The following is a 25164-nucleotide window of genomic DNA, read 5'->3' on the forward strand; positions in this document are numbered from 1 at the left end:
CTACCCTCAAACAAGGCAAACCTAGCGCCACCAACAAGCACACCATCGCTAGCAGAACAAAGCCTACTACGAGTACACCTAGTCACAGTCTTAGAATCCGCAACCCCCAACTTAAACAACCTAAACTTCCCCGCAGGAGTTACTGGGGCACGCCTGGGGGATGGACAAGCAGCGCCCGAGCATTGCGAATGGGCGCTATTCGCAGAGGTACTTTGAGCCGCGGAAGTTTCAGCAGCTCCCTGATTGCGGGAAGCTGCCAATGCCCTCCCTGCCTTCGGGCTAGCGGAAACATTAGCAGGGTCTAGAACTGAATGGTAAAAGCTGTTAGCGGTAGAGAACTCCGCTGGTTTTATCTGAGCATGCGCAGACACGGTATTGCCGGAAACAGTTTTAGCGTCAACCTTGGGAGCCGGGGAAGCGGAATCATCTGCGGAAGTGAAAAATAAAGTGCCCGCCAACAAGGACGCGAACAGTAGCCCCAGAACCGAAGCCACCCCTAGGGTACGCCTATTAAGAACCGAAGCTTTGCCGCTTTCGCTAGTAGCAGTGCCGGTGTTTCCATGATCAGCAGCTAGCTGACTAGGCTGAATGTCATTATCCGCAGTGTTCAGATCAGCATTTTTACCGTTCATGTTACTTCCTGTGCGTTTCACGGCTACCTCATCACATAGTCGGAGGGAAAACTAGCATCATTTTATCTAACTATGTGTCGTTATATATCAACCAATTTAGCATTGCCGTTCTCTAATAAAAAGTCATAATGCAGGATAAAGCCTACCGGGGCTTTCCTGTCCTATTACCCTGAACTTACTTCCCCATTTTCGCAAGTAAACAAATTTGGGAAGCTACCCTTTTTAGGCCGTTAGTCCGCCTTTCACCTTAAGTTATTAGCTCCCTACCAACATCGCCGGTTATCCGGTGCTTAAACTCCCATTTGATTACCGCCCCTTGGCCAGCAAAACCCCAGATACACTACCACCTCTCGTTAGTATTTTTGCAGTTAAATCCAGATTTATTTCCCCAAAAAGTTAACGGAAGTAGAATTTTAGATTACGAACAAAAGTTGGATACTCTAAAGGCGGATGGTTCTTCGCCAAGGAGGCACGAATGCTGTTCAAGAAGAAGCAGAAAGAAGAAGATTTCTTCGACCTATTCACGAAAGCGGCACAAAACTTAGATGCCGCATCCGAACTATTGTTGAAAATCACCCAGGTTGATTCTTTCGAGGAACGCAAGGAGCTACGCTCCCAACTCCACGATCTAGAGCATGACTCAGACGTGATTACTCACCGCACCATGAGCATGCTGAATGCAACTTTCGTTACTCCCATGGATCGGGAAGATATCTCCCTGCTAACCGGCGCCTTGGATGATTGCATGGACGGAATCGATGAGGCCGGAGACTTAATCGTCCTCTACGAGATTCAGGATATTCCTCGCAGGCTAGAAAAGCAGGCAAATATTTTGCGTGAATGCGCCCAGGAAACAGCTCTCGCCATTCCCAAGCTGCGGGGAGGACGCGACCTTAAAGATTTCACGGTGCACATTAACAGCCTAGAGAACAAGGGCGACAAACAGTACCGGAAGATGCTGGCAGAAGTATTTGCTTCCGAAACTGACCCTATATACGTAATCAAGATTAAGGACGTAATCGAGTCGCTAGAAACCGCGTGTGATTCCTTTGAAACCTTAGCCAACGCGGTTGAGGCTATCTACATCAAGGAGTCTTAAACCGTGGATATCACCTTGGGGTTGGTGATCGCGGTCGTCGCCATTGCCTTAATCTTCGATTTCACCAATGGCTTCCATGACGCCGCTAATGCCATCGCTACCTGTGTTTCTACCCGCTCAATGCGCCCTAAAGCCGCTCTTTTAATGGCGGCAATCATGAACATTATCGGGGCGATGCTAGGCACCGGCGTAGCCCAAACCATCGGTAACGGGATTATTGATATTTCCCATTTCACCGAATCCACTTCGCTGGCTGACCGCCACCATGGGCTGGTGGTAATTCTGGCGGCGCTGGTCGGGGCAATCGCCTGGAATATCATCACCTGGTATTTCGGGCTGCCATCTTCGTCTTCCCACGCCCTGATCGGAGGCATGGCGGGAGTGGGACTGGCCGCGACTATCACTGTGAAATGGATGGGGATAGTCAATCACGTACTAATTCCTATGGTAGTTTCGCCTCTAATCGGGTTTTTCACGGCTTATTTCGTCATGCGGTTTTTACTTTCGGCGCTCCAACGAGCCAGCTATCACCGCACTATGAACAACTTCCGTTTCCTGCAACGCTTTTCCGCGGCAGCGATGGCGCTTGGTCACGGTTTGCAGGACGCCCAAAAAACCATGGGAATTATTACTATGGCGCTACTAGCTGCCGGCTATCATGCTACCGACGCCAATGGCTCCATGCAGATTCCTTTTTGGGTAAAACTGGCTGCCGCCGGTGCGATTTCTCTGGGCACCTACTTCGGCGGTGGGCGAATCATGCACACCTTAGGATCGAAGGTTATTGACGTTACTCCCGCCCACGGCTTCGTGGCAGAAACTACTTCCGCTACCATTCTCTATTTGACCGCATTCGTTTGGCACGCTCCGATTTCCACTACGCAGTCGGTTTCCTCCGCCATCATGGGGGTGGGAGCCACTAAGCGCCTTTCTGCAGTACGTTGGGGAGTTGCCGGCAATATTGCGATTGCCTGGGTGCTGACTTTGCCCGGCGCCGCACTCATTGGCGCTATCAGTTATTTCCTGATCCACGCAGTTTTCCCCTATTAAGGGATAATCTGTAAGTGATGAGTGCCTATCCGTTTGCCCAGTTGAAACGGTACCTTACCCTTTTTTGTGCCCTGGCTCTAGCAAACTGCGGATTCTTGAGCGGATGCGCTTCGCAACCAGTTGCCACTTCTGATCTTAAAGTGGGCGACTGTTTTAACATGGCAGAGGAAGTGCTCACCGGTGCGCAACCCGCTGGACAGGTGGAACGGGTAGATTGCCAACACTCCCATAACTCACAAGTGGTGGGCATAAAGAAGCTATCGGGCAATAGCTACCCGGGACAAAAGCAGCTTTACGACCTGGCGCTTAAAGAATGCGCCCGAGAGTTCGAAGGTTTTGTGGGGATTAGTTATCGCGATTCCAAGTGGGATTTGTATCCACTAACCCCTACCGAAACTACTTGGCAGGATAAGAGCGAACGCAAACTTACCTGCGTGGCATTGAGCTTGCCAGAGCAAAAAGGTTCCTTAAAGGATTCAGGATAGTAATTTATTAGAATCCCTCTCCCCTTGGCGGTGCTGTTTTATTGCTGCCTCAGGTATATTCCGGGCTTTACGTCCTAGTAAGGTTTACCTTACAATGACTATTGTCGTAATTCGTTAGGTGAACATAAGTTCCCGAATTAATATTACGAATTCACGAGAGGACTGGGTTATGAGAATCGCCTTTGCTGGCAATCCTAATAGCGGCAAGACCACTATGTTTAATGCATTAACCGGGAAAAAGGCCAAGGTAGGCAACTGGGGTGGGGTTACCGTCGGACAAGCTGAGGCTAAACTAAGAAATGAGCTCAGCGGTAATCGCGATGCCACGGCCGTGGATTTGCCCGGTGCGTACTCCATGTCCCCCTTTACCCCGGAAGAATCCATCACCAGTAAATACGTTCATGACGCGGCCCCGGACGCTATTGTCAATATCGTTGATGCCACCAATCTGCGCCGCTCGCTATTCTTTACTACCCAACTGCTGGAGTTAGGGGTTCCTATCGTAGTCGCCCTCAATAAGAGCGATATTAACGATAAGGAACAGACCCAGATTGACGCCCAGAAGCTGCAACGTGAACTGGGATGCCCGGTAATACCTACGGTTTCCACCGCAAAAGAGAACAACGGCCTAGATCAGGTTCTGCGCGCAGTTTTTACTCAGGAAGGGAAAAAACAAAAAGCCCCCTACCTGCAAGCAGATATTGATCTTACCGATAAGCAGGCAGTCGATATAGAAGACCGGCGCCGCTACCAGTTCGTAGACTCGGTAGTGGACGCGGTCGAAACCCGGAAAGTGAAAGTTGCCGCTCACACTCGTCAAGACACCCTAGACGCGGTACTAACCAACAAATTTGCGGGGATAGCAATCTTCGCGGCGATTATGTGGGCGGTATTTGCGATTTCTCAAACTTATCTTGGCCCCCTTATCGCCGACTGGTTAGTCGGCTGGATCGAAGCCTTCCAAGACTGGGTCAGCGAACAAATGGCGGATTCTCCTGCCCTGTTACGCACCATCATTGCCGACGGTCTCATTGGCGGGGTAGGTGCGGTAATCGGATTCCTCCCGTTAGTGATGGTGATGTACTTCCTGCTGGCACTATTAGAGGAATCCGGATATATGGCACGGGTAAGTGCCGTTCTAGATCCCATCTTCAAGCGGGTGGGGCTATCCGGTAAATCTGTAATCCCCATCGTCATCAGCACCGGTTGCGCCATTCCCGGGATTATGAGCTGCCGGACCATCCGCGATGAACGCGAACGTCGCGCCACCGCGATGCTAGCTTCCTTCATACCCTGTGGAGCAAAAATCCCGGTGATTGCGCTATTTGGTGGAGCCTTCTTTGCCGGGTCTGCTTGGGTGAGTTGGGTCAGCTACTTTGTAGGGCTGTGCCTGATTTTCCTGGGGGCACTACTGGTAAAGATGGTCACCGGACACAAGTTCCGGAAAACTTTCTTCATCATGGAACTACCTCGTTACCGGGTTCCTTCCCTGTGGAATGCCACCTTGTCGATGCTAGAAAGGGCGAAGGCTTACATTATTAAGGCCGCTACCATCATTTTGGTGTGTAACCTGGTAGTCCAACTTATGCAAACCTTCAATTGGAGTTTCCAAGTAGTCGAAGAGGGTGCGGAAAACACTTCGATCCTGGCTTCTATTGCTACCCCCTTCTCCTTCTTGCTCATTCCGCTAGGTTTTGGCACCTGGCAGCTGGCAGCGGCTGCGGTCACTGGGTTTATCGCCAAAGAAAACGTAGTCGGCACCTTGGCGGTGGTATATGGTCTAACCCGCTTTATCGATACCGATGAACTAGCAATGACTGGTGGAGCCAACACCGTTGCTGCCACTATGGGGCTTACCTCGGTAAGCGCCCTCGCCTACCTGTTCTTTAACCTGTACACCCCGCCCTGCTTCGCCGCTATCGGCGCCATGAACTCCGAGATGCGCGATCGTCGCTGGTTGTGGAGCGCCATCGGATTGCAGTTCTGCACCGGTTACACCATTGCCTTCCTGGTCAATCAAGTGGGAACGCTGGTGGTGTACGGGCACCTGGCGGCCGGATTCCTCCCGGGGCTACTGGCAGTAGCCATAATGGCCGGGGTGATTACCCTAATCTCCCGGCAGATTCACGCCAATTTCTCCGCTCAATACAACCTGCACCAACAAGTTGAGAAAGCCGCCTAAGAAAGAGGAAGCGAATTGAGTACAATTATTGCCAGCCTGGCACTAGTGGCGATTGTCAGTGGAGCCATCACCTATATCGTCAAAGAGAAGCGCAAAGGCACCAAATGTATCGGTTGCCCGATTTCCTCCTCCTGCACTTTCAATCCCGAGGTTGCACCCAGCTCCGGAAACCGTCATAATCTGCAAATAGTAGGTATCACTAACCAAGCAGGTGAACCGAAATGTCACTGTCACTAGCGTGCCAGACAAAAGAGGCCTGCCAGACTAAGGAAAGAATGAATCTTCTGGAAGCTATCGAAGGTCAAACCTATATCGTCAAAGATATAGCTACCGATGACCCCGAGATGGATAGTTTCCTGTTTCGCTTAGGATGCTACAGTGGCCAAGAAATCACGGTTATTTCCCGTAAACGGAAAATGTGCATCGTGGTGATCAAAGACAGCCGCTACAGTATCGATAATCAAATTGCCGCAGCCATTATGATTTAGCGCGCCGGCAGAGCACCTTTGATAACTGCTACTTCGGCCGATTTTCCTACCTGGGGGCGTGGCCGGTAAAAGATGCGAGAGGGGGCTTGAGCCGAGCGAAGCGAGGGTCACCGGGGTCCCCCGAGCGCTTTTACCGAGCCAGCCTCACATCTAGCGCTAATCCGTGGACAGCAAAAAAAGGGGTTCCGCCGGTGGATTTTTCCACCGGCGGGATCCCTTTGATTTTCAGCTATTGTGCCTTTGCCCTAAGGCGGGCATGCAATCCTTAGCGAGGATCGTCAGTCGCTAGATCTTTCGTCAGCGAGCTATCCAAGGGGATGGACGGCCCCATCGAAGTAGAAACGGCGATCTTCTTGATGTACAGACCCTTTAGGGCTGCCGGACGCAGACGCAGGATCTCATCCAGAACTGCCTGATAGTTCTCTGCCAGCTTCTCGGCATCGAAAGAGCTCTTACCCAGCACTACGTGTAGGTTGGCGTGCTTATCCACCCGAAAGTCGATACGACCACCCTTGATCTCTTTAACTGCCTTAGCAACATCCATAGTGACGGTGCCGGTACGAGGGTTCGGCATCAGACCACGCGGGCCGAGGACGCGACCGAGGCGTCCCACTTTACCCATCATGTCCGGGGTAGCTACCGCCACATCAAAGTCCAAGTATCCACCTTGCACTTTTTCGATCAGTTCATCGCCGCCGGCTTCGTCGGCTCCAGCCTCTAACGCTTCCTTGTCCTTGGGGCTATTGGCAAAAACCAGGACCCTAACGGTCTTACCAGTGCCATTAGGCAAAGAAACGGTGCCCCGGATCATCTGATCCGATTTACGCGGATCAACCGTGAGCCGGAAAACCGCGTCAACGGTGGAATCGAACTTGGTGGAAGAAATTTCCTTGGCCAAGCGGAAAGCCTCTAGCGGTTGGTAGAGACGATCCTTATGAACTTTCTCAGCAGCCTGGTTAAAGGCTTTCGAGTGCTTTTTCATCTGCTTTTCTCCTTGCAGGTTGTGGTGAGGGCGCACATTCCCCTCCACGGTTTATAGTCTTTTTTAGCTGTTCGCCAGGCTAGCCCTCGACGACAACTCCCATTGAACGAGCCGTTCCCGCGATAATCTTTGCGGCCGCATCGATATCATTCGCGTTCAGGTCATCCTTCTTTTGCTCGGCAATCTCTTTAACCTGGGCCATGGTCAGCTTTGCCACCTTATTGGTGTTCGGAGTACCAGAGCCCTTAGCGATCCCAGCAGCTTTCTTAATCAACTGGGCAGCCGGCGGGGACTTGAGAACAAAGTCAAAGGAGTGATCTTCGTAGACACTGATTTCTACCGGGATCACGTTCCCGCGTTGATCCTGCGTAGCCGCATTGTAGGCCTTGCAGAACTCCATGATATTTACCTGGTGCTGCGAAAGCGCGGGGCCTACTGGAGGCGCCGGGTTTGCAGCACCGGCCTCGATCTGTAACTTGATCAGGCCGATTACCTTTTTATTCTTGGCAGGCATATAGGGTCCTTCTCAATATAATTTCTTGATTTTACTTTCCCGGCGGTTGCCGGAAACTCTTTGCGGTCTGGCAATTTTTCCGTAGAAAAACTACCAGCACAGTCGTCCATTCTAAGGGCGCACCCGTCCTTACAACCAATTAGGACTGCTCACTGTGAGCAATTAAATCTTTGCTACCTGGTTAAATCCAAGCTCTACCGGAGTTTCGCGATCAAAGATAACCACCAGAACTTTAAGTTTCTGCTGGTCAGGCATGATCTCTGAAATGGTAGCCGGCATAGTCGCAAACGGGCCGTCGGTAACAGTTACGTTCTCTCCGACCTCGAAATCAACCTCAATAACTGGCTGTTCCGGCTGCTTGGCCTGGCTGGCGCGCTCATCTTGCAGTTCCGCAGCCTTAATGGAGGCAGGAGTAGGCGCCAACATGGAAACTACTTCGTCCTCGGTCAAAGGCATCGGATGCTGCGAATCACCCACGAATCCGGTGACCGCGGGCGTGTCCTTAACTACCCGCCAAGCATCGGGGGCGTCCTCGACTGCTTCCATCCGCACGAGGGCGTAACCGGGAATCCGTACCCGATCCACCACTTTACGTTCAGTGGATTTCACCTGGACGACTTTTTCCATCGGTACTTCAATCTGGTAGATCTGATCTTCCATATTGAAAGTAACGATTCGCTGTTCCAGATTGGCTTTCACCCGCCGCTCATATCCGGAATAGGTATGCAGAACGTACCAGTAGCCGGGCAGAAACTCAAGTTCCTCGCGCAACTTGTCTTGTTCAGCCTTAGAAAGCTCTTCCGCAGTAGCCGAGGGGGCGAGCTCTTGATCTTGGGGGGTATCCGTGAGTTCTATCTGTGCGGGAACGGTTGCTGGTTCGGCATAAGCTTCTTCAGCGGGAGCGGCCGGCTCTTCTGGGGTGTTTTCTACCCTGGCCTCGGTTTCTGCTGCCACCGGTTGCTCATTATCAGCAGCCTGTGCACTCACTTCAGCGGAGGCACCTGCCTCTGAGGAGAATACGGGATCGTTGCTCACAGTGTTTTCTTCCTGCTCCTTATTGCCTGTTTGCAATTCTTGCTCCTTAATTAACCGCCAAATACCTTGGTTACTAGCCAGGCGGTGATGACGTCGACAACTCCTGAAAAAGCCATCATTGCCAGCACAAACACAATCACAACCACAAAGAAAGTGGTGAGTTCATCGCGGGTGGGCCAAACAACTTTTTTTAACTCGGCAATGACCTGTCGCACGAACTGCACGATGCGACCCCAAAAACCATTTTTTGTCGCTTTTGCGTCTGCCTCTACGGAGGCTGCGCCCTCGTTAGGTGCCAAGATCGTTTCCTCACTTGCTGTCTTGGAGCTCCCGTCGAAGCCCCTATTTCGTCCTGTACCGGGCCCGGCACAGGTTTCAAATTTGCAGGGCAGGCGGGACTCGAACCCACAACCTACGGTTTTGGAGACCGTTGCGCTACCAATTGCGCCACTGCCCTTCCAGCCATCAGGCTGACCGAATACGGTGCTAAATAAGTTTATGGGGTTTTACTGGTCACGTCCAACCTACGGGCACATAGTGGGGAAAAACGCATATTCTGACTCCCCTCGGCAAGCTAGCGGCTACTACTGACAACCACACCGGACACAATCAACTACACATTTTGGTCGTAGCAGGTAAACAATCGCCAGACGTGGCAAAATGGGGATATGCACAAACAGCTAGAACACAGAATCTCGAATCGTCTTGCGCAAATATCTCCTTCTGCCACTCTGGCAGTGGATGCGGCCGCGAAAGAACTCAAAGCTCAGGGACGCCCGGTAATCGGATTTGGCGCCGGGGAACCCAACTTTTCTACCCCTGACTATATTGTTGAGGCCGCACAGGCTGCTTGCGCGGATCCCGTTATGCATCATTACAGCCCGGGGAAAGGCCTGCCCCAGTTGCGGGAAGCGATCGCGAAGAAGACCCTGCGGGATTCTGGTTACGAAGTTGACCCCAATACCGAAATCATTGTTACTAACGGTGGCAAACAGGCAGTTTTCGAGGCTTTCTCGGCCATAGTAGAGGTCGGCGACGAAGTCCTAATGCCCGCCCCCTATTGGACGACTTACCCGGAAGTTATCAAGATCGCCGGCGGGGTTCCGGTTTCGGTAATGGCTGGAGCAGATCAACACTATAAGGTGACGGTCGAACAACTAGACGCCGCTAAAACTGAGAAGACTAAAGCTCTTTTAATAGTCAGCCCCTCTAACCCCACCGGCGCGGTCTATGACGCGAATGAACTAAAAGCTATTGGCCAGTGGGCATTAGACAACGGGATCTGGGTGATCACGGACGAGATCTACGAACACCTAATCTATGACGGGATTCATGCCGAACATATTGTGAAACTGGTTCCGGAACTGGCAAAACAAACTCTGGTGCTAAACGGGGTAGCCAAAACTTATGCCATGACCGGCTGGAGAGTCGGTTGGATGATAGCTCCGCCGGATGTAATCAAAGCCTGCGCCGCTTTCCAATCCCACACCACTGGAAATGTCTCAAATATTGCGCAGCGGGCGGCATTGGCGGCCGTGAGCGGTCCGCTCGATAAAGTTCAGCAGATGCGAGAGGTCTTCGATCGGCGGCGTCAGCGGATGGTGGAGCTACTACGCCAGGTTCCCGACCTCGAAGTTCCTATGCCGCATGGCGCTTTTTACTGTTACCCCAGTGTAGAACGTATTTTGGGACGCGAAATCGCGGGCGAAACCCCACAGACTTCCGCCGAATTGGCTGATCTAATGCTCCGCAAAGTCGAAGTGGCGGTCGTTCCTGGCGAGGCCTTTGGCCCTTCCGGTTTCTTCCGACTTTCCTACGCGTTAAGCGATGAAGATCTAGAAGAAGGCGTCGGCCGCATAGTCGATTTTCTTAATCAAGTAAAATAGGTTGTCCTTACTACCCTCTCTATAATCTATAATGATTAGAGAGAGGGGCGCCTGAACGCCCTAACCGAACGGCTATCACCAGAGAGGGCGGCGAAGTGCGCAAGTTTGCAGCAGTGGCAATTGTCTGTACCGCCCTTTGTCTTGCGGTTTTAATCGGAACGCGGGCTATGGTGCTAAACGGAGTCTATGATTTGGGCCCGGCAGTTAACTTTGAACCCCAAATTCCGGTTGCTACCCAGCAAGCTCCGCAGCTTCCCCCCAGTGCTCCCGCTCCCAATAAGGGGGACAGCCATGAGTGAGAAACTCAGCTACCCGGGCAATAGCTATCCCGGAGGCTCTAGCGGTTCCCCAGTTCCGGCTCCCCCTACGCTGGCGGCTAGTCAGCCTCGTCCTGCCGTGCAATTACCTGGGGATCAGCCCTTGCCGCAGATCCTCAACCCTGCCAACGCTGCCCCACCTTCCCCTCTTTCCCCCTCCCTACCGCCCGTAGCAACCACCCCGCCGCCCTCTGGGGAACGCGCCGCCTATCAAAGCCGTCCACGACGAGTAGTAGAAAAAACCATCCAGCCTCAAAGCAATGCCCCTAAGCTGCGGATTACTAACCTGCGTAACCGGATGCTGGTGCATTCGGTATTGATTTCCGGATTCGCTCTCACGATCGTAGGGCTGATTATGTTGGTCAGTGGAATGTTTCAAATCTCCCACGCCGAGCGTTCTCAAACCGAGCTAATCACCAATGATCTGCGCAATTTCGTGAAAGCCGAAAGTGGCAAATCAAACGGAGGAATAGTTTCAGCCAAAGATGCCTTAAGTAAGTTCATTGCTGCCGAAGATGCGCCCTACAACGGTAGTTTGTTGGGATTTTCGGCCGGGCAATTAATTGAGCAAAAAGGTGCGCGCGATTCCGCCGCCCATCAAGATGCGCAGCTTTTGGCAGAACTAGCCAGTTATTCCGATATCAACTCGGCCAGAATGTTTATGATCCGCACCGATCAGGCCACCTATGCGGTGGGAATGGTGCCGATTAGCGCAGCCGATACCGATGATGCCCTGCTGGCGATCGTCTCTAACTATTCGGCTGATATTACCCCGACTCAAACCCAACTGTTATTGTTTGCTGGCATCTCCTTCTTGGTCTTAGCCCTGGTGGGTTTGGTAAATGTACGCGCTTCCCAGTCACTGCTTGCCCCTATTGGCAGGTTGCGAAATTTGATGGCGTCTATTACCAGCGAACAGGATCTAACTAAACGTTTGCCGGTAGAAGGTGATGATGACCTAGCAGATGTTACCCGGCAGATGAACTCGATGATTGCCCGCCTGCAGTCCAGTTTCGACGAACAACGCGACCTGCTAAATGATGTGGGACATGAACTGCGCACCCCCATAACCGTGGTTCGCGGGCATCTAGAACTGCTAAACCCTGGCGACCCTCAAGATACTGCCCGCACCCGCGAACTGGCTTTAGAAGAACTCTCGCGAATGCATCGGCTAACCGAAGACCTGATTACCGTTGCCAAGAGTGACCGCCCCGACTTTATCCGTCCCGAACGGGTAGATATCGGCGATTTACTGATGGATGTCTTCGAAAATGCCACCCAATTAGGCAAATTCAACTGGCGAATCGATAACCTCACCATCGTCCCCACCACCGCTGATCCTCAACGCCTGCAGCAAGCATTACTCGCCCTCGCCCAAAATGCTTCTAAGTTTGCTACCCCCGGCACCGTAATTGCCCTGGGGGCGGGGATTGATTATCAGCAACCCCTACTGGACCAGCAAGGTAATCCGGTGCCCGCAGACACTATCACTGCTCCCAGCCTGCAGATGCTCGCACAAGTTCCCCCGGTAGAAGGCACCCACCGTCTCAACCTGTGGGTACGTGACCAGGGAATCGGTATTGACCCCAAAGATCAAGAGCAAATCTTTAGCCGTTTCATGCGGGTCAATCACTCCTATGCTGGTTCCGGTCTGGGACTGTCCATTGTCAACGCCATCGCTCAAGCACATGGGGGAATTTTGCAAGTCCGATCCGCACTTTCAGTTGGTTCGGTCTTTAATATCAGCCTGCCGATATCAAATGATGATTGCAAAGATGAATTACAAGGAGAATAAAACATGACCAGTATTTTGGTGGTAGAGGACGAGCCTGGCATCTCCTCTTTTGTCGCTAAAGGACTAACTTCCGCCGGATATAACGTGACTGTAGTCGACAAAGGAGCAGACGCGATCTCGGGGGCTCTAGGCGGCGATTATTCCCTAATCGTCCTCGATATCGGCCTTCCCGATATGGACGGTTTCGAAGTATTAGAGCAGATTCGCGGACAGGGAGCCACTTTACCGATTATTGTGCTCACTGCCCGCTCTTCGGTTGAGGACACGGTCAGCGGCTTGGAGCAGGGCGCTGACGACTACATGTCCAAGCCTTTCCGTTTCGAGGAGCTCTTAGCCCGGATCCGGCTACGGTTAAAGAATGCCAGCTCTGAAGATCCCACCAATATGGTGCAAATCAATGTGGGGGGTCTACACCTGGATTTGCGGACCCGCTGCGCCAGCATTGACGGGGAACCAGTAGAACTATCCGCCCGCGAGTTCACTATGCTACAAGCCTTTATGGAGCACCCTGACCAGGTTCTTTCTCGTTCTCAGTTGCTAGATATGGTTTGGGGCTACGATTTCGATCCCGGTTCAAATGTGGTGGATGTATACGTGCGTTACCTGCGCCGCAAAATCGGTTCGGAACGTATCGTGACCGTACGCGGTATGGGGTACCGCCTGGTCGTGATGTAATTTTCCCCTGTATTTTTGATTCTATCTGAGCTACCAAACCTTATAATTAAGTGCTTGATAGCTACCTGAAACAATCATTTATTCTCCAGCTACTACCAGAAAGAAAAAGATGACAACCGGTCGTTTTACTCTCCCTAGTGAAGAAAACTTTGCAGAAGAAACCGCACGTATCGGCGAACTATGGGGCGCTGACGCCATCCGTAACGCCGATGGTACTCACCTTGACGAGGACGTGCTGAAACTCGGGAAAAAAATCTATTCCGCATATTTCCCTACCCGTGGACATAACGAGTTCATAAGTAAACATATGGAGCAGACCCCGCAGATTTACCTACTGTCGCAGCGGGTACTAGCGGAAGATGATTCAGTTTCTATTCCCTATATGCAACGTTTCTATAGCGAACAGTTGCAGGCTAACCAGGATGCAGATCCGAAGAAATACTGGGAAGTTATTGACCGTACCACCGGTGAGGTTGTTGATCCTGGCAACTGGGATGTCGATTTCACCTTGCAGGTAGTGAAGATTTCTGATGCCCAGCCGATGCACGAGTACACGGTTACTTTCCTGGCTTATATCATTTGGGATCCGGTGGAAATGTATAACCACCTGACCAACGATTGGGGGGACAAAGAACACGAGATTCCTTTCGATATTCGTAACCCCGAAACCCACCAGTTCGTGATGGATACTTTCCGCAAGTGGCTAAAGGATAATCCCCAAACCGATGTGGTACGTTTTACCACTTTCTTTTACCAGTTCACCCTGGTTTTTGATGAAAAACATCGGGAAAAAATTGTGGACTGGTTTGGCTATGCGGCAACCGTGTCACCCGAGGCTTTGGCCGAGTTTGAAAAAGCCAAGGGATACCCGATTCGCCCTGAAGATTTCGTAAATGGTGGAACCTATAATTCGACTTTCTGTATCCCCAGCAAGGCGCAGCTAGATTGGATTGATTTCGTCTCTGATTTCGTGCATGAAAACGTAAAAACCATGGTCAAAGATACTCATGATGCCGGTAAAGAGGCCATGATGTTCTTGGGGGATCAGTGGCTAGGCACCGAGCCATATCGTGATGGCTTTGAAAAGCTCGGTTTAGATGCAGTGGTGGGTTCGATTGGGGATGGCACTACCACCCGCATGATTTCTGATATTCCCGGGGTTAAATACACCGAGGGTCGTTTCCTCCCCTATTTCTTCCCCGATACTTTCTATGAGGGTAATGACCCCAGTATTGAAGCCTTGGATAACTGGCGGAAGGCACGGCGCGCGATTTTGCGTAGCCCGATTGCCCGCATGGGTTATGGCGGTTATTTGAGCTTGGCCGCCAAATTCCCGAAGTTTGTGGACACGGTAACCGATATTGCTAACGAGTTCCGCGATATTCACGAGCAGACCGACAGTGAACCTGCGCAAGGGATTTTGAATGTGGCGATTGTGAATGCCTGGGGCAAGATGCGTTCTTGGCAAGCTTTTACGGTGGCTCACGCCCTACCTAATAAATACAACCATTCCTATTACGGCATTCTGGAAGCGCTGTCCGGGATGCGGGTGAATGTGCGTTTTATTAGTTTCGAGGACGTGTTGAACGAGGGGATTGCCAGCGATATTGATGTGCTGATTAACGCCGGTCCTTACAATACTGCGTTTACTGGCGGGGACGTTTGGAATGATGGTCGCTTGGTTTCCATTATTCGCTCCTGGGTACGCCAGGGAGGCGCTTTTGTGGGGGTTGGTCAGCCGGCGTCTAGTGAACGCCCTGGCCGGTTCTTCCAGTTAGCGGATGTGCTCGGCATTGACGAGGAACGCTACCATACTCTTTCGGTCGATAAATATTTCCCCGAGGTCGTTTCTGAGCATTTCGTGACCGCTGATTTAGATAAGGAAACGGCGATTGATTTTGGTGAACCGGTTCAAAATACTTTCCCAATCAGTGAAGACACCACTTTGATTTGTGCTGAGGACGGGCAAGTGCAGTTGGCAGCCAACGAGTACGGTAAGGGTCGTGGGGTTTATATTTCCGGCCTTCCCTATTCGGCTGCTAATGCTCGTTTGTTGGAGCGGGTCTTGTTCTTCGCTTCTCATAACGAGGAAAAATATGCTGCCTGGAGTTCTTCTAATCCTCATTGTGAGGTGGCAGAGTTCGTTAAGGCCGGCAAGTACTGCGTTATCAACAACACCGAGAATCCGCAATCAACGGTAGTTTATTTGCCTGGAGGTCGCGAGGAAAGCTTCGAACTTCCTGGTAGTGGTATTGCTTGGAGGAACATCTAAGTAGCCCGATTTAACGGGTTCGCCTAAGCATTTCGGGTGGGTGGCATAAATAATGCCACCCACCCGATTTTTATTTCTCGCATATTTCCTAGGGCTAATACCCATTTTTTTATTTTTAAGGAGAAGAAAAATTGTGCAGCGATTTTTATCCAGAGTTTTCTTATATTATTTTCGTAAAGTTCTAATAGAATGTAGGTCTGCCAATGAGGGCAACCTGGTAACGAAAAGGCTACTGATAAATGAAAATAGAAAACCGGGTATTTGCGCATCGCGGGTTAAACACTCTAGCTCCCGAAAACACCATGTCAGCGTTCAAAAAAGTAGTTGAACATGGGCTGAACTGGATTGAAACCGATGTTGATATTTTAGGTGACGGCACTGCCATTATTTGCCATGACACTACTTTGGATCGCACCACCAATAAAACTGGTGGTTATTATGAATTAACTGTCAAAGATTTACCCAGCATTGATGCCGGTAGTTGGTTTAGTCCCGAATTTGCGGGGGAACCTTTACCAACGCTCCATCAACTGGTGGATTTCATGAACGAAACTGGTCTAAATGCCAATATCGAAATAAAGTCGAATGAAGCCGGAGCCACCATGACCCGCCAGCTCATAAAAGCCGTAATCAGTGAGCTAAAACGTTTAGACGGACCAGAAGTTATTGTTTCCTGCTTCAACCATGTACTGCTATCCGAATTCCACGCCCTCGCCCCTCAGATTCCCCTGGGATGTCTCTATGAAACTTGCGCCCTCTACGATGATTGGCGCTCAGTTCTAGAACTGGTAGGTGCTAGCTATATCCACCCCGAGGATGCCGGTTTAACCCGCGAAAAAGTGCGGGCATTTAGAGATGCTGGTTTTGGGGTAAACGTGTGGACAGTGAACTCTCCTGCCCGGGCTAATGAACTATTCAATTGGGGCGTAACCGGGGTATTCACCGATACTGCCCACCTGATTCCTCTCCGGAATTGATTGCCTCAGTAAGCTATTCCCCCTGGATTTTAGAAACCTACCTGGACTGGTTCTTCTACCAGTTCAACCCCAAATTTTTCCCACACCCCGCGTTTAATCGTGGCTGCCAGCTGCGCAATATCGGCACTGGAAGCCGGCCCGCGATTAGTTAGCGCCAGGACGTGTTTATTAGATAGTGACGCCCTCACCGGCTGGTCACTCCCATTGGTAGAATCCAGCGAGAAACCTTTAGAAAAACCAGCGTGCGAAATCAGCCAGGCCGCAGAAGTTTTCACCACTCCCTCAAGTTTCGGAGCCACTCCGGTAACGGAATTACGCAGCTGTAAATCATAAACCGGGAAACGAGGAGCATCGGCAGGAAGTCCCCGTGCGTCCTCGTTAGAAATAATCGGATTAGTAAAGAAAGAACCACAAGAACACGTATCGGGGTCGGCAGGGTCAAGTACCATTCCTTTGGAACGGCGCAGCTCTAAAACTGCCTCACGTACCTGCCGCATATCGGCACGCTCCCCCAGTTTTACCCCCAACTTATCGGCCAGCTGTTGATATTCAATCGGGGCAGACAAAGAGGCATGAGCTAGTTGAAAATCGGCAGAAAGCACCACGTAACGCCCGGTATTATTCCAAATCCGTCCGCCTCCCGCCTCCTCATCGTGAAGGGAGCGCTTAATAATCGAGGTGCGGTAGCCGAGACGTAAATCCCCGACCGGCAAAATCCGGATTGCATCCCGGATACGATCAAAAACCCGCACTGTGGACAAGGTTTCGGCCACTTCATGACCATAGGCACCAATATTTTGCACCGGGGCTGCCCCCACCGTTCCCGGTATCCCCGAAAGCGCCTCTAAACCCATCTGGTCATTATCAATGCATCCACACACGAACTCGTCCCAGGACTGACCAGCTGGGGCGCTAACCATTGCGCCCCCACAAGCGGTATCTTCGGTAACCTTAATGCCGCTGCGCCGATCTTGGATAACTACCAAATCATTTAACTCATCGGCACAAAGCAGATTAGAACCGCCCCCTAGCACCAGCAGGGGACGGCGTTCTTTATCGGCTGCGCGAATTGCCGCCACGAAATCATCTTCGGTATCCACCGGGATAAAATCGGCGGGCGCTCCCCCAACTTTGATAGTGGTCATATCCTTCAAAGCCGGGATTTTAGCGCTATCGCCACTATCAGGGGCAGCTTCGTAACTTCGATACCAAGCCGGAACCGGATGGGTGGGTTGATGGTCGGCGCGGGGAGGAATCCACTCGCAAGCGTCAGTGAAATCGGTTTTTACCATGGCTCTATTCTAGGACTTTGCTAATGCCCACACCTTTTCCGCTATCGCTTTATCGCAAACCAAATCGGTAGCTACCCCCGCGTTAAGCGCTCCTAGCAGGGATTGAGCTTTGTTCTTCCCCGCAACCACGCAAAAACGCCGTGGAATACGACGCAGCTGATCGGGGCTAGGGCCGGTGGCGCGCCTATTTAAGGAAATATCACTCCAGGATCCGTCCGGTCTGATAAGTACCGTGCAAACATCCCCCACCACTTTATCTAGCGCCAATTTATTTAACTCGCTGCGCGAGAGATAGCCGGCAGCATACACGTGGGAAGGAATTTCCGCCCGCAACGCCCCTACGCTAAACACTGCTAAAGTACACTTTTCCTGCCAATTTAGCACGCGCCGCACCGACCCCTCCCGCCAAAGCGCCTCTTTAGTAGCCGGATCATCAAAAAAAGCAGGAACCGGGAACTGCACGATATTAGCCTTCCACTGATAAGCCATACGCGCTAGAATTCCGCCTACGTGCGCGATTCCGGAAGTTTCGGTAGAGGCCGCGCCATTTAGCTGTACCAAGGTGACGTTATCGACGTCCTTTTGAGTTATATGACCGGCCATCTCGGTGGTGGTGTTCCCCCAGGCGATACCTACTACTTCTCCGTCATTGACCATCTGCCCTAGCATTTGGGCAGCGGTTTTCGTAACATTTTCGAGGACGCGGTTTTGGGTAGTGTCGGGAGGCATTTCCACTATGTGTACATTTACCCCAAATCGTTCCTGCAATTGTCGCTCTAAGCGGGTGTGCGGCGTATTTGAGGTTTGCACCGAAATGGTCACGATTCCGCGCTTGCGGGCATATGACAACAGGCGGGACACCGTAGAGCGTGACACTCCCATGCGCCGGCGGATTGCCTCCATAGTTTGTCCCTGTACGTAATATGCCAGAGCAGCAGCGCGTGCCAATTCATCTCTATTGACATTCTCTTCGGTAAACTGATCCTCGGTTGGTTTTACTTCCTTTGACAAAAATCTCACCTCGAGGCTTATGTGCGCACGTTTGTTCTACTATGTTGAACATTAGTGTCCGAAAGCAAAAAATGGAAGTAGACCATTGGTAAAAAGTGAGAGGTATCGCAGAAGATTTCTCACTTTTAACCATGACCTAACAAAACTGAATAAAGAATAATCCAATAACCTAGCGCAAAGGAGCGCGTATGTTTGCGACATTGAATGATCTCCTGGTACCCATGGCAACAGCCACCCCAGGTAGTGGTGAGATTTTCGCATCAGAGTTTTTTGGCACCGCCATCCTCATCATGTTCGGTGTTGGCACCTGCTGCACCAATAACCTTTTGAAATCAAAAGGTCACGGCGGCGGCTGGTTAATGATCAACTTTGGGTGGGGTTTGGCAGTATACATGGGTGTGTATGCTGCCTATAAGACCGGCGGTCACCTCAACCCGGCAGTTACTATCATGAAAGCTGTCTGGCACGGCCTGGACAGCAAAGTAACTCTCAATGGCCCCAGTATCGCTGACGGTGGCATTCCAGCTACTGGGATGAACGTGTGTATTTATATTATTGCCCAACTGCTGGGAGCAATGGTGGGTGCGCTAATCGCCTACTTGGCTTACAAGAAGCATTTCGATCTGCAGATGGATGATCCCAGCCCCAAGTTGTGGTGCTTCTCTACTGCGCCCGAGGTACGTTCCTACGGATGGAACACCCTCACCGAGATCATCGGCACCTTCGGTCTCCTCGCCTTCGTGATGGTATCGGGCGGTACCCCGACTCAGGTAGGCCCCTTGGCGGTGGCTCTCTGTATCGTAGTAATCGGTATTGGTTTGGGTGGTCCTACCGGATACGCCATCAACCAGGTTCGTGACTTGGGGCCGCGTATTATGTTCAGCCTACTCCCGATGAAGGGCGGAAAGCCGAACGCTGACTGGGCTTACTCTTGGGTTCCGATTGTTGGACCCACGATTGCTGCCATCATCACTCCGCTGATCGTAGTCGGCGTGGGTATGGCTGCCTAGGAAGTTTAGGAAGACTGTTTAAGGACAATTAGAAAAACCCTAAAGGAAGAAAAGAGATATGACCGAAAAAAAATATGTAATGGCCATTGACCAGGGAACAACCTCCTCGCGCGCGATTCTGTTCGACCACGGCGGACAAATCGTGTCGGTAGGACAAAAAGAACACGAACAGATTTTCCCGAAGGCCGGTTGGGTTGAGCACAATCCGATTGAGATCTGGGACAACATTCGCGCCTGCGTGGCTGATGCACTACAAAAAGCCCAGGTAAACCGGCATGAGATCGCCGCAGTGGGAATCACCAATCAGCGCGAAACCGTAGTAGTTTGGGACAAGAATACTGGGGAACCGGTATATAACGCGATTGTTTGGCAGGATACCCGCACCTCGCAGATTATTCGGGAACTCGCCGGCGAGGAGGGAATGTCAAAGTACCGGGATATTTGCGGGCTTGACCTTTCTACCTATTATTCAGGTCCCGAAATCAAGTGGATTTTGGATAATGTCGAGGGCGCACGCGAGAAGGCAGAAGCCGGAGACCTGCTGTTCGGTAACACCGATTGCTGGGTACTGTGGAATATGACTGGCGGCGTGAACGGCGGGGTACACAAGACCGATGTCACCAATGCTTCCCGTACCATGCTGATGGATATTCGCACCCTCCAGTGGCGCGAAGACATCTGCAAAGACTTTGGGATTCCCATGTCGATGCTGCCGGAGATTTGCTCCTCTTCCGAGGTCTACGGTTATGGTCGTAAGAACGGCTTGCTGATTGACACCCCAATTTCGGGTATTTTGGGTGACCAGCAGGCTGCTACTTTCGGTCAGGCCTGTTTTGAGAAAGGCATGGCAAAGAACACCTACGGTACTGGTTGCTTCGTATTGATGAATACTGGTGAAGAACCGGTATTTTCTGAAAATGGTTTGCTAACTACCGTGGCTTACAAGATTGGTGATAACAAGCCAGTTTACGCCTTGGAGGGTTCGATTGCGGTTGCTGGCTCGCTGGTACAGTGGCTACGCGACAACCTAGGAATGATCAAGAGTTCGGACGAGATCGAGAAGCTGGCCAGCACAGTTGATGATAACGGTGGCGTCTACTTTGTGCCCGCATTCTCTGGCCTATTTGCTCCTTACTGGAAGGATGATGCCCGGGGTGCGATTGTGGGTCTAACCCGTTACAACAACAAGGGACACATTGCGCGCGCGGTACAGGAAGCAACTCCTTATCAGACCCGTGAAGTATTTGACGCGATGGTGGCAGACTCGGGCGTGGAGCTTAAAGAGCTGCGGGTAGATGGTGGCATGACCAAGGACGAAATGGTTATGCAGTTCCAGGCCGACCAATTGGGCGTGCCGCTGGTTCGTCCTCAGGTACTAGAAACTACTGCCTTGGGCGCAGCATATGCTGCCGGTATCGCCGTAGGATTCTGGGACGGTGAACAGGACGTGATTGATAACTGGGCAGAAGGCAAACGCTGGGAGCCAGGTAAAGATCGCGAAGAGTACGACCGCAACTACCGCTTGTGGAAGAAAGCGGTAACTCGCACCTTCGAGTGGGTAGATACCGACGTAGAGAACGCCTAGTCGTCAAGGCGTTTTAGTCACGTAAGAAAATACTTATTGCGTGGCATATCGGGGTAATACCTGCAATAACTAAATTGTGAAACCTCCAATGCGGGTTCGGAAAACAAAAGGTTTTCCGAACCCGCATTTTCAATGTGTTGTTACCAGGCTTTCAAGGTAGCTTTGGGTAGCAAACGACGAGAGTTTTTAGGAATATCAGCGATAGGGTTTCACATCTTTAACGCACTTTGGCACGAATCATTGCCCCAGTTGGTAGGGACAATGGGCAAGGGAAGGAAAACTCATGTGCGGGATGATTGATTTCTGGTACTTCATGTCCAAACTCATCCTGTAAATCATGGTCAGGGATTTGGTACTCAATTGGTCCCGCACCAGGAATTAAAAACTCGATAGGCATTAAGGGGGTTATTTTATTTTTCGCTAATATATAGACCCGTCCTTCATCTGAGCGGTGTTCGCGAACGCTACCTAACCAACGCCAAGCGTTTATATATCCCCCTTTGGTAATGGATTCACTGGCCGGGTTCTCGGGATAATAAAAACCGGTTGAGTATTCACGATGGGTAACTTTATAGGGCTCTTGTCCAATCCAATCAGGCAGAACTACCTTATCCATCGGTTCATCACCGGGGATAAAGGGTTTAAGCTCTTTCCCTTGCGCATTTTCAAAACCACGTTGAAGCATATATTCATTAACCGCACATTTATAGGCGTTCGCCATAGCGGCCACATAGTAGGCACTTTTAGCACGTCCCTCTATTTTTAGGCTGGTAACCCCGGCATCTATCACGTCTGCTACGTGTTCAACCATATTCATATCTTGGGAGTTGAACAGGAACGAACCTTGATCGGTTACTTCAACCGGAATAAAGTTCCCGGATTTTTTCTCTTCCACCACGTGATATTTATAGCGACATGCTTGCACACAATCCCCGTGGTTAGCGTCCCTCCCGGTGGTGTGTTGAGAAATCAGACAGCGCCCAGAAAACGCCATACACATTGAGCCGTGCACAAATGCTTCAATCTCAAGTTCGGGAGAAACGTGAGCGCGCAGCATCCGGATTGCCGCTAAATCAAGTTCGCGTGCCAGGACTACCCGGCTAGCCCCCAGGGCTGCTAAAGCTTCAGCTGCCTGATAGTTGGTTACTCCTGCCTGAGTGGAGATATGAATATCCGTATCGGGAGCAACCCGACGCGCTGCCATTAAAACCCCGATATCGGTAACTATGAGGGCGTCTACCCCAATCTCGCCTAGCTGTCCCATATATTCGTTCATGGCTACAACTTCGTCACTGTCCGGCAAGATATTGCAGGTTACATAAACCCGTGCCCCTCGCTGGTGAGCATAGCTGATCGCATCCTCGAAATCTTCAAGGCTGAAATTGCGGGGAGCCGCCCGCATCCCGAAAGCTTTCCCCCCGCAATAAACCGCGTCTGCCCCGAAATCGATAGCAGTTTTTAAGGTGTCGAGATTACCGGCTGGTGCCAGCACCTCGGGGTTTGAGCGACGTAGGATTTGCGGAAAATCTGCGTGATTATCAATGGTCACCAGATAAGGATACGAAAGATTGGGCGACAATAGCTAGATTCCCCCCTTTCCCTATAAACCTTCCTACATTAATTCGACAGATTGTCTCCTTACCGGGCGCGAGGATAAATAAAGCTGAAAACAGTGCCTCCAGCGCGATATGCGATAGCCTTAGCCTGCTGTCTAAAGGCCGCCACCAGTAACGCTAACGTAGCCTAAAAACTAGGAAAAACGGAAGAGTTGGGCTCCAGGACAAATAAAGGTGGGAGGCTCGAAAATCGAACCCCCCACCTTTATTTAGATGAGCATCTGGCAGATGCTAAAAGGAACTAACCTGTTTATCCCTTCACCGCACCAGCTGCCAGACCGGACTGCCAGTACTTTTGCAGCACCAGGAACAGCACAATCAGCGGAATAATACCGAACAGCGATGCCATCATCATTTGTCCATAGGGCGGCGAGAAGTAGGAAGCCATACCGTATAGACCCAAGGTGATCGGTTTGAGCTCTTCGGAGGAAATCATCAGCTGTGGAAGCACAAAGTTGTTCCAAGTAGCTACGAAGATAAACAAGAAAATCGTCACCATAGCGGGTGCTAATAGACGCAAAACCATCCCGAAGAAGATCCGGAATTCTCCTGCCCCATCGATCCGGGCTGCTTCCAGCAGCTCGGTTGGTACCGAAGTTTGGGCATATACGCGCCCTAGGAATACCCCGAATGGTGATACACAGCAGGGAACAATGATCGATGCCATCGTGTTATTTAGGCCCATATGCAAGAACATCACATACATAGGAACGGTCAGAATGGAAACTGGCATCAGCAGACCAGCCATGATGATCCCGGCAGTACCGTTCTTGAAGGGGAATTTGAACTTCGCCAGTGCGTAACCCGCCATAACACTTACCAGGGTTCCGACGGTGGCGGCAACGGCTGAGTAGAACAGGGAGTTACCAATCCAGCGCCAAACCATGTTCTTGGTCCATCCCAAAAGCCCAACATAGTTAGCTTTGGTACTTTCCCAAACAGACCCAGAATCGTCGTGCGGAGCGAACCAGAAACCGAAGGATCCGGAAATTTCGGCATTAGTTTTGGTAGAAGCGATAATCACCCAGTAAATCGGGAAAATGAAATAGATTAGGACAATTATCATCACCAAGATGGCGAGGATTTTCGACCACATTGCCGGTTTTAAGGAACGTGATTGTAAGCCCTTGATAGAGGGGCGATACTCGACCCCACCAGGGGTAACAGCGGTTTTCTTAGTCATTACTACCACCTAGTTTCCGATCGGCTAAGAAATAAGCAACTGCCAAAATACCGGCGATTAGCGCCATAACGATAGCGATTGCAGACGCCGGGCCGTCCCCTGAAGGCGACATATATCCTTTCGCGGTATTAAGCGCCATCATCATCGGTGTATAGGCAGAGCCCATCCACTTTTGACTGGTTTCCATCACCGCTGGTTCGTTGTACAGCTGAATCGTTCCCACGATAGACAGCAGGATCGCCAGCAGGGCTGCCCCTCGCACCATCGGGATTTTAATCTTGGTGACAATCTGGAAGCTACTGGCGCCATCAAGGCGAGCTGCCTCATACAAATCATGGGGGATAGCCTGCAAAGCTGCCAGGAAAATCAGCATATTGTAGCCGGTGAACGTCCAGGTAGTCATGTTGGCCATAGAAAGTAAAATCATTTTCTTGCCAAAGAAGTTAATAGTGAGGTCGCCGCCAAAAGCCTCTACCAGGGAGTTAAGCGGAGAAACTTCCGGGGTGTAAATACACAGCCAAATAATAGCGGCAACTACCCCCGGTACCGCATAGGGCAAGAACCAACCTAAACGGAAAACAGTTACGTGGCGAACGATCAGGGAATCAATAAGCAACGCCAAAGCGAGAGCAGCGATAATCATCACTGGTACCTGCACTATGGTGTACAGGATTACCCGGCCGATTCCCGACCAGAAGGCTCCGGAGAAAATAACGTATTGGTAATTCTCGAGGCCGACGAAAACGTTCTGAGATTCACCCCCACCGAATGCGCCGCCACCTTGTGTTTTAACTTGGAAAAAACTAGAAAATACCGATATGCAAATCGGCAAAATAAAAATAAACAGGAACAGAATCGTGAACGGAGCCATAAACGCCCAGCCCGTCAACGCTTCCTTTCTTGCTCGAGGCGTCTTTCGCTCCTTTGCGACCCCTGCCTCAGGTGGGAGCGTATCAGCATTATCTGCTGGTTTACGCTTTTTTACTTTAGTAGCACTCATGCTTAAATCCCCACGTATTTGTATTAAAGATTATTGGTATGCATCAGAAAATGGATGCCTATATTTTATTTCATTCAA

The 25164-nt window shown here is 51.1% G+C and carries 24 protein-coding genes and 1 tRNA gene; 14 read left to right on the forward strand and 11 right to left on the reverse strand.

The genetic code is table 11. From position 1 onward, the window contains the following. Positions 1-632 (reverse strand): hypothetical protein (locus E6072_RS00005; protein ID WP_316692941.1); only part of this gene is annotated, 632 nt, incomplete at its 3' end. Positions 633-1107: 475 nt separating this feature from the next. Here E6072_RS00005 and E6072_RS00010 point away from each other — a divergent pair. The 6 genes from E6072_RS00010 to E6072_RS00035 all read left to right on the forward strand — a co-directional run bounded on the left by E6072_RS00010 (position 1108) and on the right by E6072_RS00035 (position 5936). After that, entirely contained in the window at positions 1108-1731 is a 624-nt protein-coding gene (locus tag E6072_RS00010; RefSeq protein ID WP_024060081.1) for a DUF47 domain-containing protein, read from the forward strand. A 3-nt stretch (positions 1732-1734) separates the two neighbouring features. Further along, positions 1735-2781 carry an inorganic phosphate transporter gene (locus E6072_RS00015; RefSeq protein ID WP_024060080.1) on the forward strand — a complete coding sequence of 349 codons (1047 nt, stop codon included), beginning with the start codon at positions 1735-1737 and terminating at the stop codon, positions 2779-2781. Positions 2782-2798: 17 nt separating this feature from the next. After that, positions 2799-3266 (forward strand): septum formation family protein, encoded by a 468-nt coding sequence (locus E6072_RS00020; RefSeq protein ID WP_038110357.1) that lies wholly within the window; start codon positions 2799-2801, stop codon positions 3264-3266. 169 nt (positions 3267-3435) lie between these two features. Continuing rightward, positions 3436-5448: a ferrous iron transporter B gene (locus tag E6072_RS00025; protein WP_238128372.1), complete on the forward strand. Its 2013-nt coding sequence runs from the start codon at positions 3436-3438 to the stop codon at positions 5446-5448. A gap of 15 nt (positions 5449-5463) precedes the next feature. Then, positions 5464-5685, forward strand: coding sequence for a FeoB-associated Cys-rich membrane protein (locus E6072_RS00030; RefSeq protein ID WP_024060077.1), 222 nt, complete (start codon positions 5464-5466; stop codon positions 5683-5685). Continuing rightward, positions 5670-5936 carry a FeoA family protein gene (locus E6072_RS00035; protein ID WP_024060076.1) on the forward strand — a complete coding sequence of 89 codons (267 nt, stop codon included), beginning with the start codon at positions 5670-5672 and terminating at the stop codon, positions 5934-5936. Before E6072_RS00030 ends, E6072_RS00035 begins: the two co-directional genes overlap by 16 nt. A 265-nt stretch (positions 5937-6201) precedes the next feature. Here the strand turns inward: E6072_RS00035 and rplA are convergent, their stop codons facing one another. The 5 genes from rplA to E6072_RS00060 form a co-directional block, all read right to left on the reverse strand. Continuing rightward, positions 6202-6918: a 50S ribosomal protein L1 gene (gene rplA / locus E6072_RS00040; RefSeq protein ID WP_038110638.1), complete on the reverse strand. Its 717-nt coding sequence runs from the start codon at positions 6916-6918 to the stop codon at positions 6202-6204. 79 nt (positions 6919-6997) lie between these two features. Then, positions 6998-7432, reverse strand: a complete 435-nt coding sequence (rplK, locus tag E6072_RS00045; protein WP_024060074.1) for a 50S ribosomal protein L11 — start codon at positions 7430-7432, stop codon at positions 6998-7000. 162 nt (positions 7433-7594) lie between these two features. Continuing rightward, positions 7595-8419 carry a transcription termination/antitermination protein NusG gene (gene nusG, locus E6072_RS00050; RefSeq protein WP_316087080.1) on the reverse strand — a complete coding sequence of 275 codons (825 nt, stop codon included), beginning with the start codon at positions 8417-8419 and terminating at the stop codon, positions 7595-7597. 98 nt (positions 8420-8517) lie between these two features. Further along, positions 8518-8766, reverse strand: coding sequence for a preprotein translocase subunit SecE (secE, locus tag E6072_RS00055; protein WP_024060072.1), 249 nt, complete (start codon positions 8764-8766; stop codon positions 8518-8520). A gap of 85 nt (positions 8767-8851) precedes the next feature. Further along, a tRNA-Trp gene (locus E6072_RS00060) sits at positions 8852-8924 on the reverse strand. A gap of 211 nt (positions 8925-9135) precedes the next feature. On the opposite strand from E6072_RS00060, the gene E6072_RS00065 reads away from it, so the two are divergent. The 6 genes from E6072_RS00065 to E6072_RS00090 all read left to right on the forward strand — a co-directional run bounded on the left by E6072_RS00065 (position 9136) and on the right by E6072_RS00090 (position 16389). Then, positions 9136-10353, forward strand: a complete 1218-nt coding sequence (locus E6072_RS00065; RefSeq protein WP_024060071.1) for a pyridoxal phosphate-dependent aminotransferase — start codon at positions 9136-9138, stop codon at positions 10351-10353. A 95-nt stretch (positions 10354-10448) separates the two neighbouring features. After that, positions 10449-10652: a hypothetical protein gene (locus E6072_RS00070; protein WP_024060070.1), complete on the forward strand. Its 204-nt coding sequence runs from the start codon at positions 10449-10451 to the stop codon at positions 10650-10652. After that, entirely contained in the window at positions 10645-12465 is a 1821-nt protein-coding gene (locus E6072_RS00075; RefSeq protein ID WP_316692943.1) for a HAMP domain-containing sensor histidine kinase, read from the forward strand. Before E6072_RS00070 ends, E6072_RS00075 begins: the two co-directional genes overlap by 8 nt. 3 nt (positions 12466-12468) lie before the next feature. Next, positions 12469-13140: a response regulator transcription factor gene (locus tag E6072_RS00080; protein WP_316692945.1), complete on the forward strand. Its 672-nt coding sequence runs from the start codon at positions 12469-12471 to the stop codon at positions 13138-13140. A 109-nt stretch (positions 13141-13249) separates the two neighbouring features. After that, positions 13250-15412 (forward strand): 1,3-beta-galactosyl-N-acetylhexosamine phosphorylase, encoded by a 2163-nt coding sequence (gnpA, locus tag E6072_RS00085; protein ID WP_316692947.1) that lies wholly within the window; start codon positions 13250-13252, stop codon positions 15410-15412. Positions 15413-15651: 239 nt separating this feature from the next. Next, positions 15652-16389: a glycerophosphoryl diester phosphodiesterase gene (locus E6072_RS00090; protein WP_316692949.1), complete on the forward strand. Its 738-nt coding sequence runs from the start codon at positions 15652-15654 to the stop codon at positions 16387-16389. Positions 16390-16418: 29 nt separating this feature from the next. Here the strand turns inward: E6072_RS00090 and E6072_RS00095 are convergent, their stop codons facing one another. Continuing rightward, complete coding sequence (locus E6072_RS00095) at positions 16419-17681, reverse strand: UDP-N-acetylmuramate dehydrogenase (protein WP_316692951.1); 1263 nt, start codon at positions 17679-17681, stop codon at positions 16419-16421. 9 nt (positions 17682-17690) lie between these two features. Further along, positions 17691-18692, reverse strand: coding sequence for a sugar-binding domain-containing protein (locus E6072_RS00100; protein WP_316692953.1), 1002 nt, complete (start codon positions 18690-18692; stop codon positions 17691-17693). 188 nt (positions 18693-18880) lie between these two features. Between E6072_RS00100 and E6072_RS00105 the strand changes: the two genes are divergently transcribed. Both E6072_RS00105 and glpK read left to right on the forward strand, forming a co-directional pair. After that, positions 18881-19702 carry an MIP/aquaporin family protein gene (locus E6072_RS00105; RefSeq protein ID WP_316692955.1) on the forward strand — a complete coding sequence of 274 codons (822 nt, stop codon included), beginning with the start codon at positions 18881-18883 and terminating at the stop codon, positions 19700-19702. Between the two features lie 58 nt (positions 19703-19760). Beyond that, positions 19761-21287: a glycerol kinase GlpK gene (glpK, locus tag E6072_RS00110; protein ID WP_316692957.1), complete on the forward strand. Its 1527-nt coding sequence runs from the start codon at positions 19761-19763 to the stop codon at positions 21285-21287. Positions 21288-21504: 217 nt separating this feature from the next. Here the strand turns inward: glpK and E6072_RS00115 are convergent, their stop codons facing one another. From E6072_RS00115 to E6072_RS00125, 3 genes are all read right to left on the reverse strand, one after another. After that, positions 21505-22836 carry a U32 family peptidase gene (locus E6072_RS00115; RefSeq protein ID WP_316692958.1) on the reverse strand — a complete coding sequence of 444 codons (1332 nt, stop codon included), beginning with the start codon at positions 22834-22836 and terminating at the stop codon, positions 21505-21507. 317 nt (positions 22837-23153) lie between these two features. Next, positions 23154-24086, reverse strand: a complete 933-nt coding sequence (locus tag E6072_RS00120; RefSeq protein WP_316692959.1) for a carbohydrate ABC transporter permease — start codon at positions 24084-24086, stop codon at positions 23154-23156. After that, on the reverse strand, positions 24079-24957 hold the full coding sequence (locus E6072_RS00125; RefSeq protein WP_316693323.1) for a sugar ABC transporter permease: 879 nt from the start codon (positions 24955-24957) through the stop codon (positions 24079-24081). Before E6072_RS00125 ends, E6072_RS00120 begins: the two co-directional genes overlap by 8 nt. Positions 24958-25164 lie beyond the last annotated feature (207 nt).

The sequence above is a fragment of the Varibaculum cambriense genome (assembly GCF_032557235.1).
GTDB classification, from domain to species: Bacteria; Actinomycetota; Actinomycetes; order Actinomycetales; family Actinomycetaceae; genus Varibaculum; species Varibaculum cambriense_C.

What these genes read in the sequence shown, in the direction of transcription:
- glpK (WP_316692957.1), top strand. Translation starts at nt 19,761, where the DNA reads ATGACCGAAAAAAAATATGTAATGGCCATTGACCAGGGAACAACCTCC.
- rplK (WP_024060074.1), bottom strand. Translation starts at nt 7,432, where the DNA reads ATGCCTGCCAAGAATAAAAAGGTAATCGGCCTGATCAAGTTACAGATC.
- rplA (WP_038110638.1), bottom strand. Translation starts at nt 6,918, where the DNA reads ATGAAAAAGCACTCGAAAGCCTTTAACCAGGCTGCTGAGAAAGTTCAT.
- E6072_RS00025 (WP_238128372.1), top strand. Translation starts at nt 3,436, where the DNA reads ATGAGAATCGCCTTTGCTGGCAATCCTAATAGCGGCAAGACCACTATG.
- E6072_RS00120 (WP_316692959.1), bottom strand. Translation starts at nt 24,086, where the DNA reads ATGACTAAGAAAACCGCTGTTACCCCTGGTGGGGTCGAGTATCGCCCC.
- E6072_RS00105 (WP_316692955.1), top strand. Translation starts at nt 18,881, where the DNA reads ATGTTTGCGACATTGAATGATCTCCTGGTACCCATGGCAACAGCCACC.
- E6072_RS00075 (WP_316692943.1), top strand. Translation starts at nt 10,645, where the DNA reads ATGAGTGAGAAACTCAGCTACCCGGGCAATAGCTATCCCGGAGGCTCT.
- E6072_RS00020 (WP_038110357.1), top strand. Translation starts at nt 2,799, where the DNA reads ATGAGTGCCTATCCGTTTGCCCAGTTGAAACGGTACCTTACCCTTTTT.
- E6072_RS00080 (WP_316692945.1), top strand. Translation starts at nt 12,469, where the DNA reads ATGACCAGTATTTTGGTGGTAGAGGACGAGCCTGGCATCTCCTCTTTT.
- E6072_RS00125 (WP_316693323.1), bottom strand. Translation starts at nt 24,957, where the DNA reads ATGGCTCCGTTCACGATTCTGTTCCTGTTTATTTTTATTTTGCCGATT.
- E6072_RS00095 (WP_316692951.1), bottom strand. Translation starts at nt 17,681, where the DNA reads ATGGTAAAAACCGATTTCACTGACGCTTGCGAGTGGATTCCTCCCCGC.
- E6072_RS00065 (WP_024060071.1), top strand. Translation starts at nt 9,136, where the DNA reads ATGCACAAACAGCTAGAACACAGAATCTCGAATCGTCTTGCGCAAATA.
- E6072_RS00035 (WP_024060076.1), top strand. Translation starts at nt 5,670, where the DNA reads ATGTCACTGTCACTAGCGTGCCAGACAAAAGAGGCCTGCCAGACTAAG.
- E6072_RS00010 (WP_024060081.1), top strand. Translation starts at nt 1,108, where the DNA reads ATGCTGTTCAAGAAGAAGCAGAAAGAAGAAGATTTCTTCGACCTATTC.
- gnpA (WP_316692947.1), top strand. Translation starts at nt 13,250, where the DNA reads ATGACAACCGGTCGTTTTACTCTCCCTAGTGAAGAAAACTTTGCAGAA.
- E6072_RS00090 (WP_316692949.1), top strand. Translation starts at nt 15,652, where the DNA reads ATGAAAATAGAAAACCGGGTATTTGCGCATCGCGGGTTAAACACTCTA.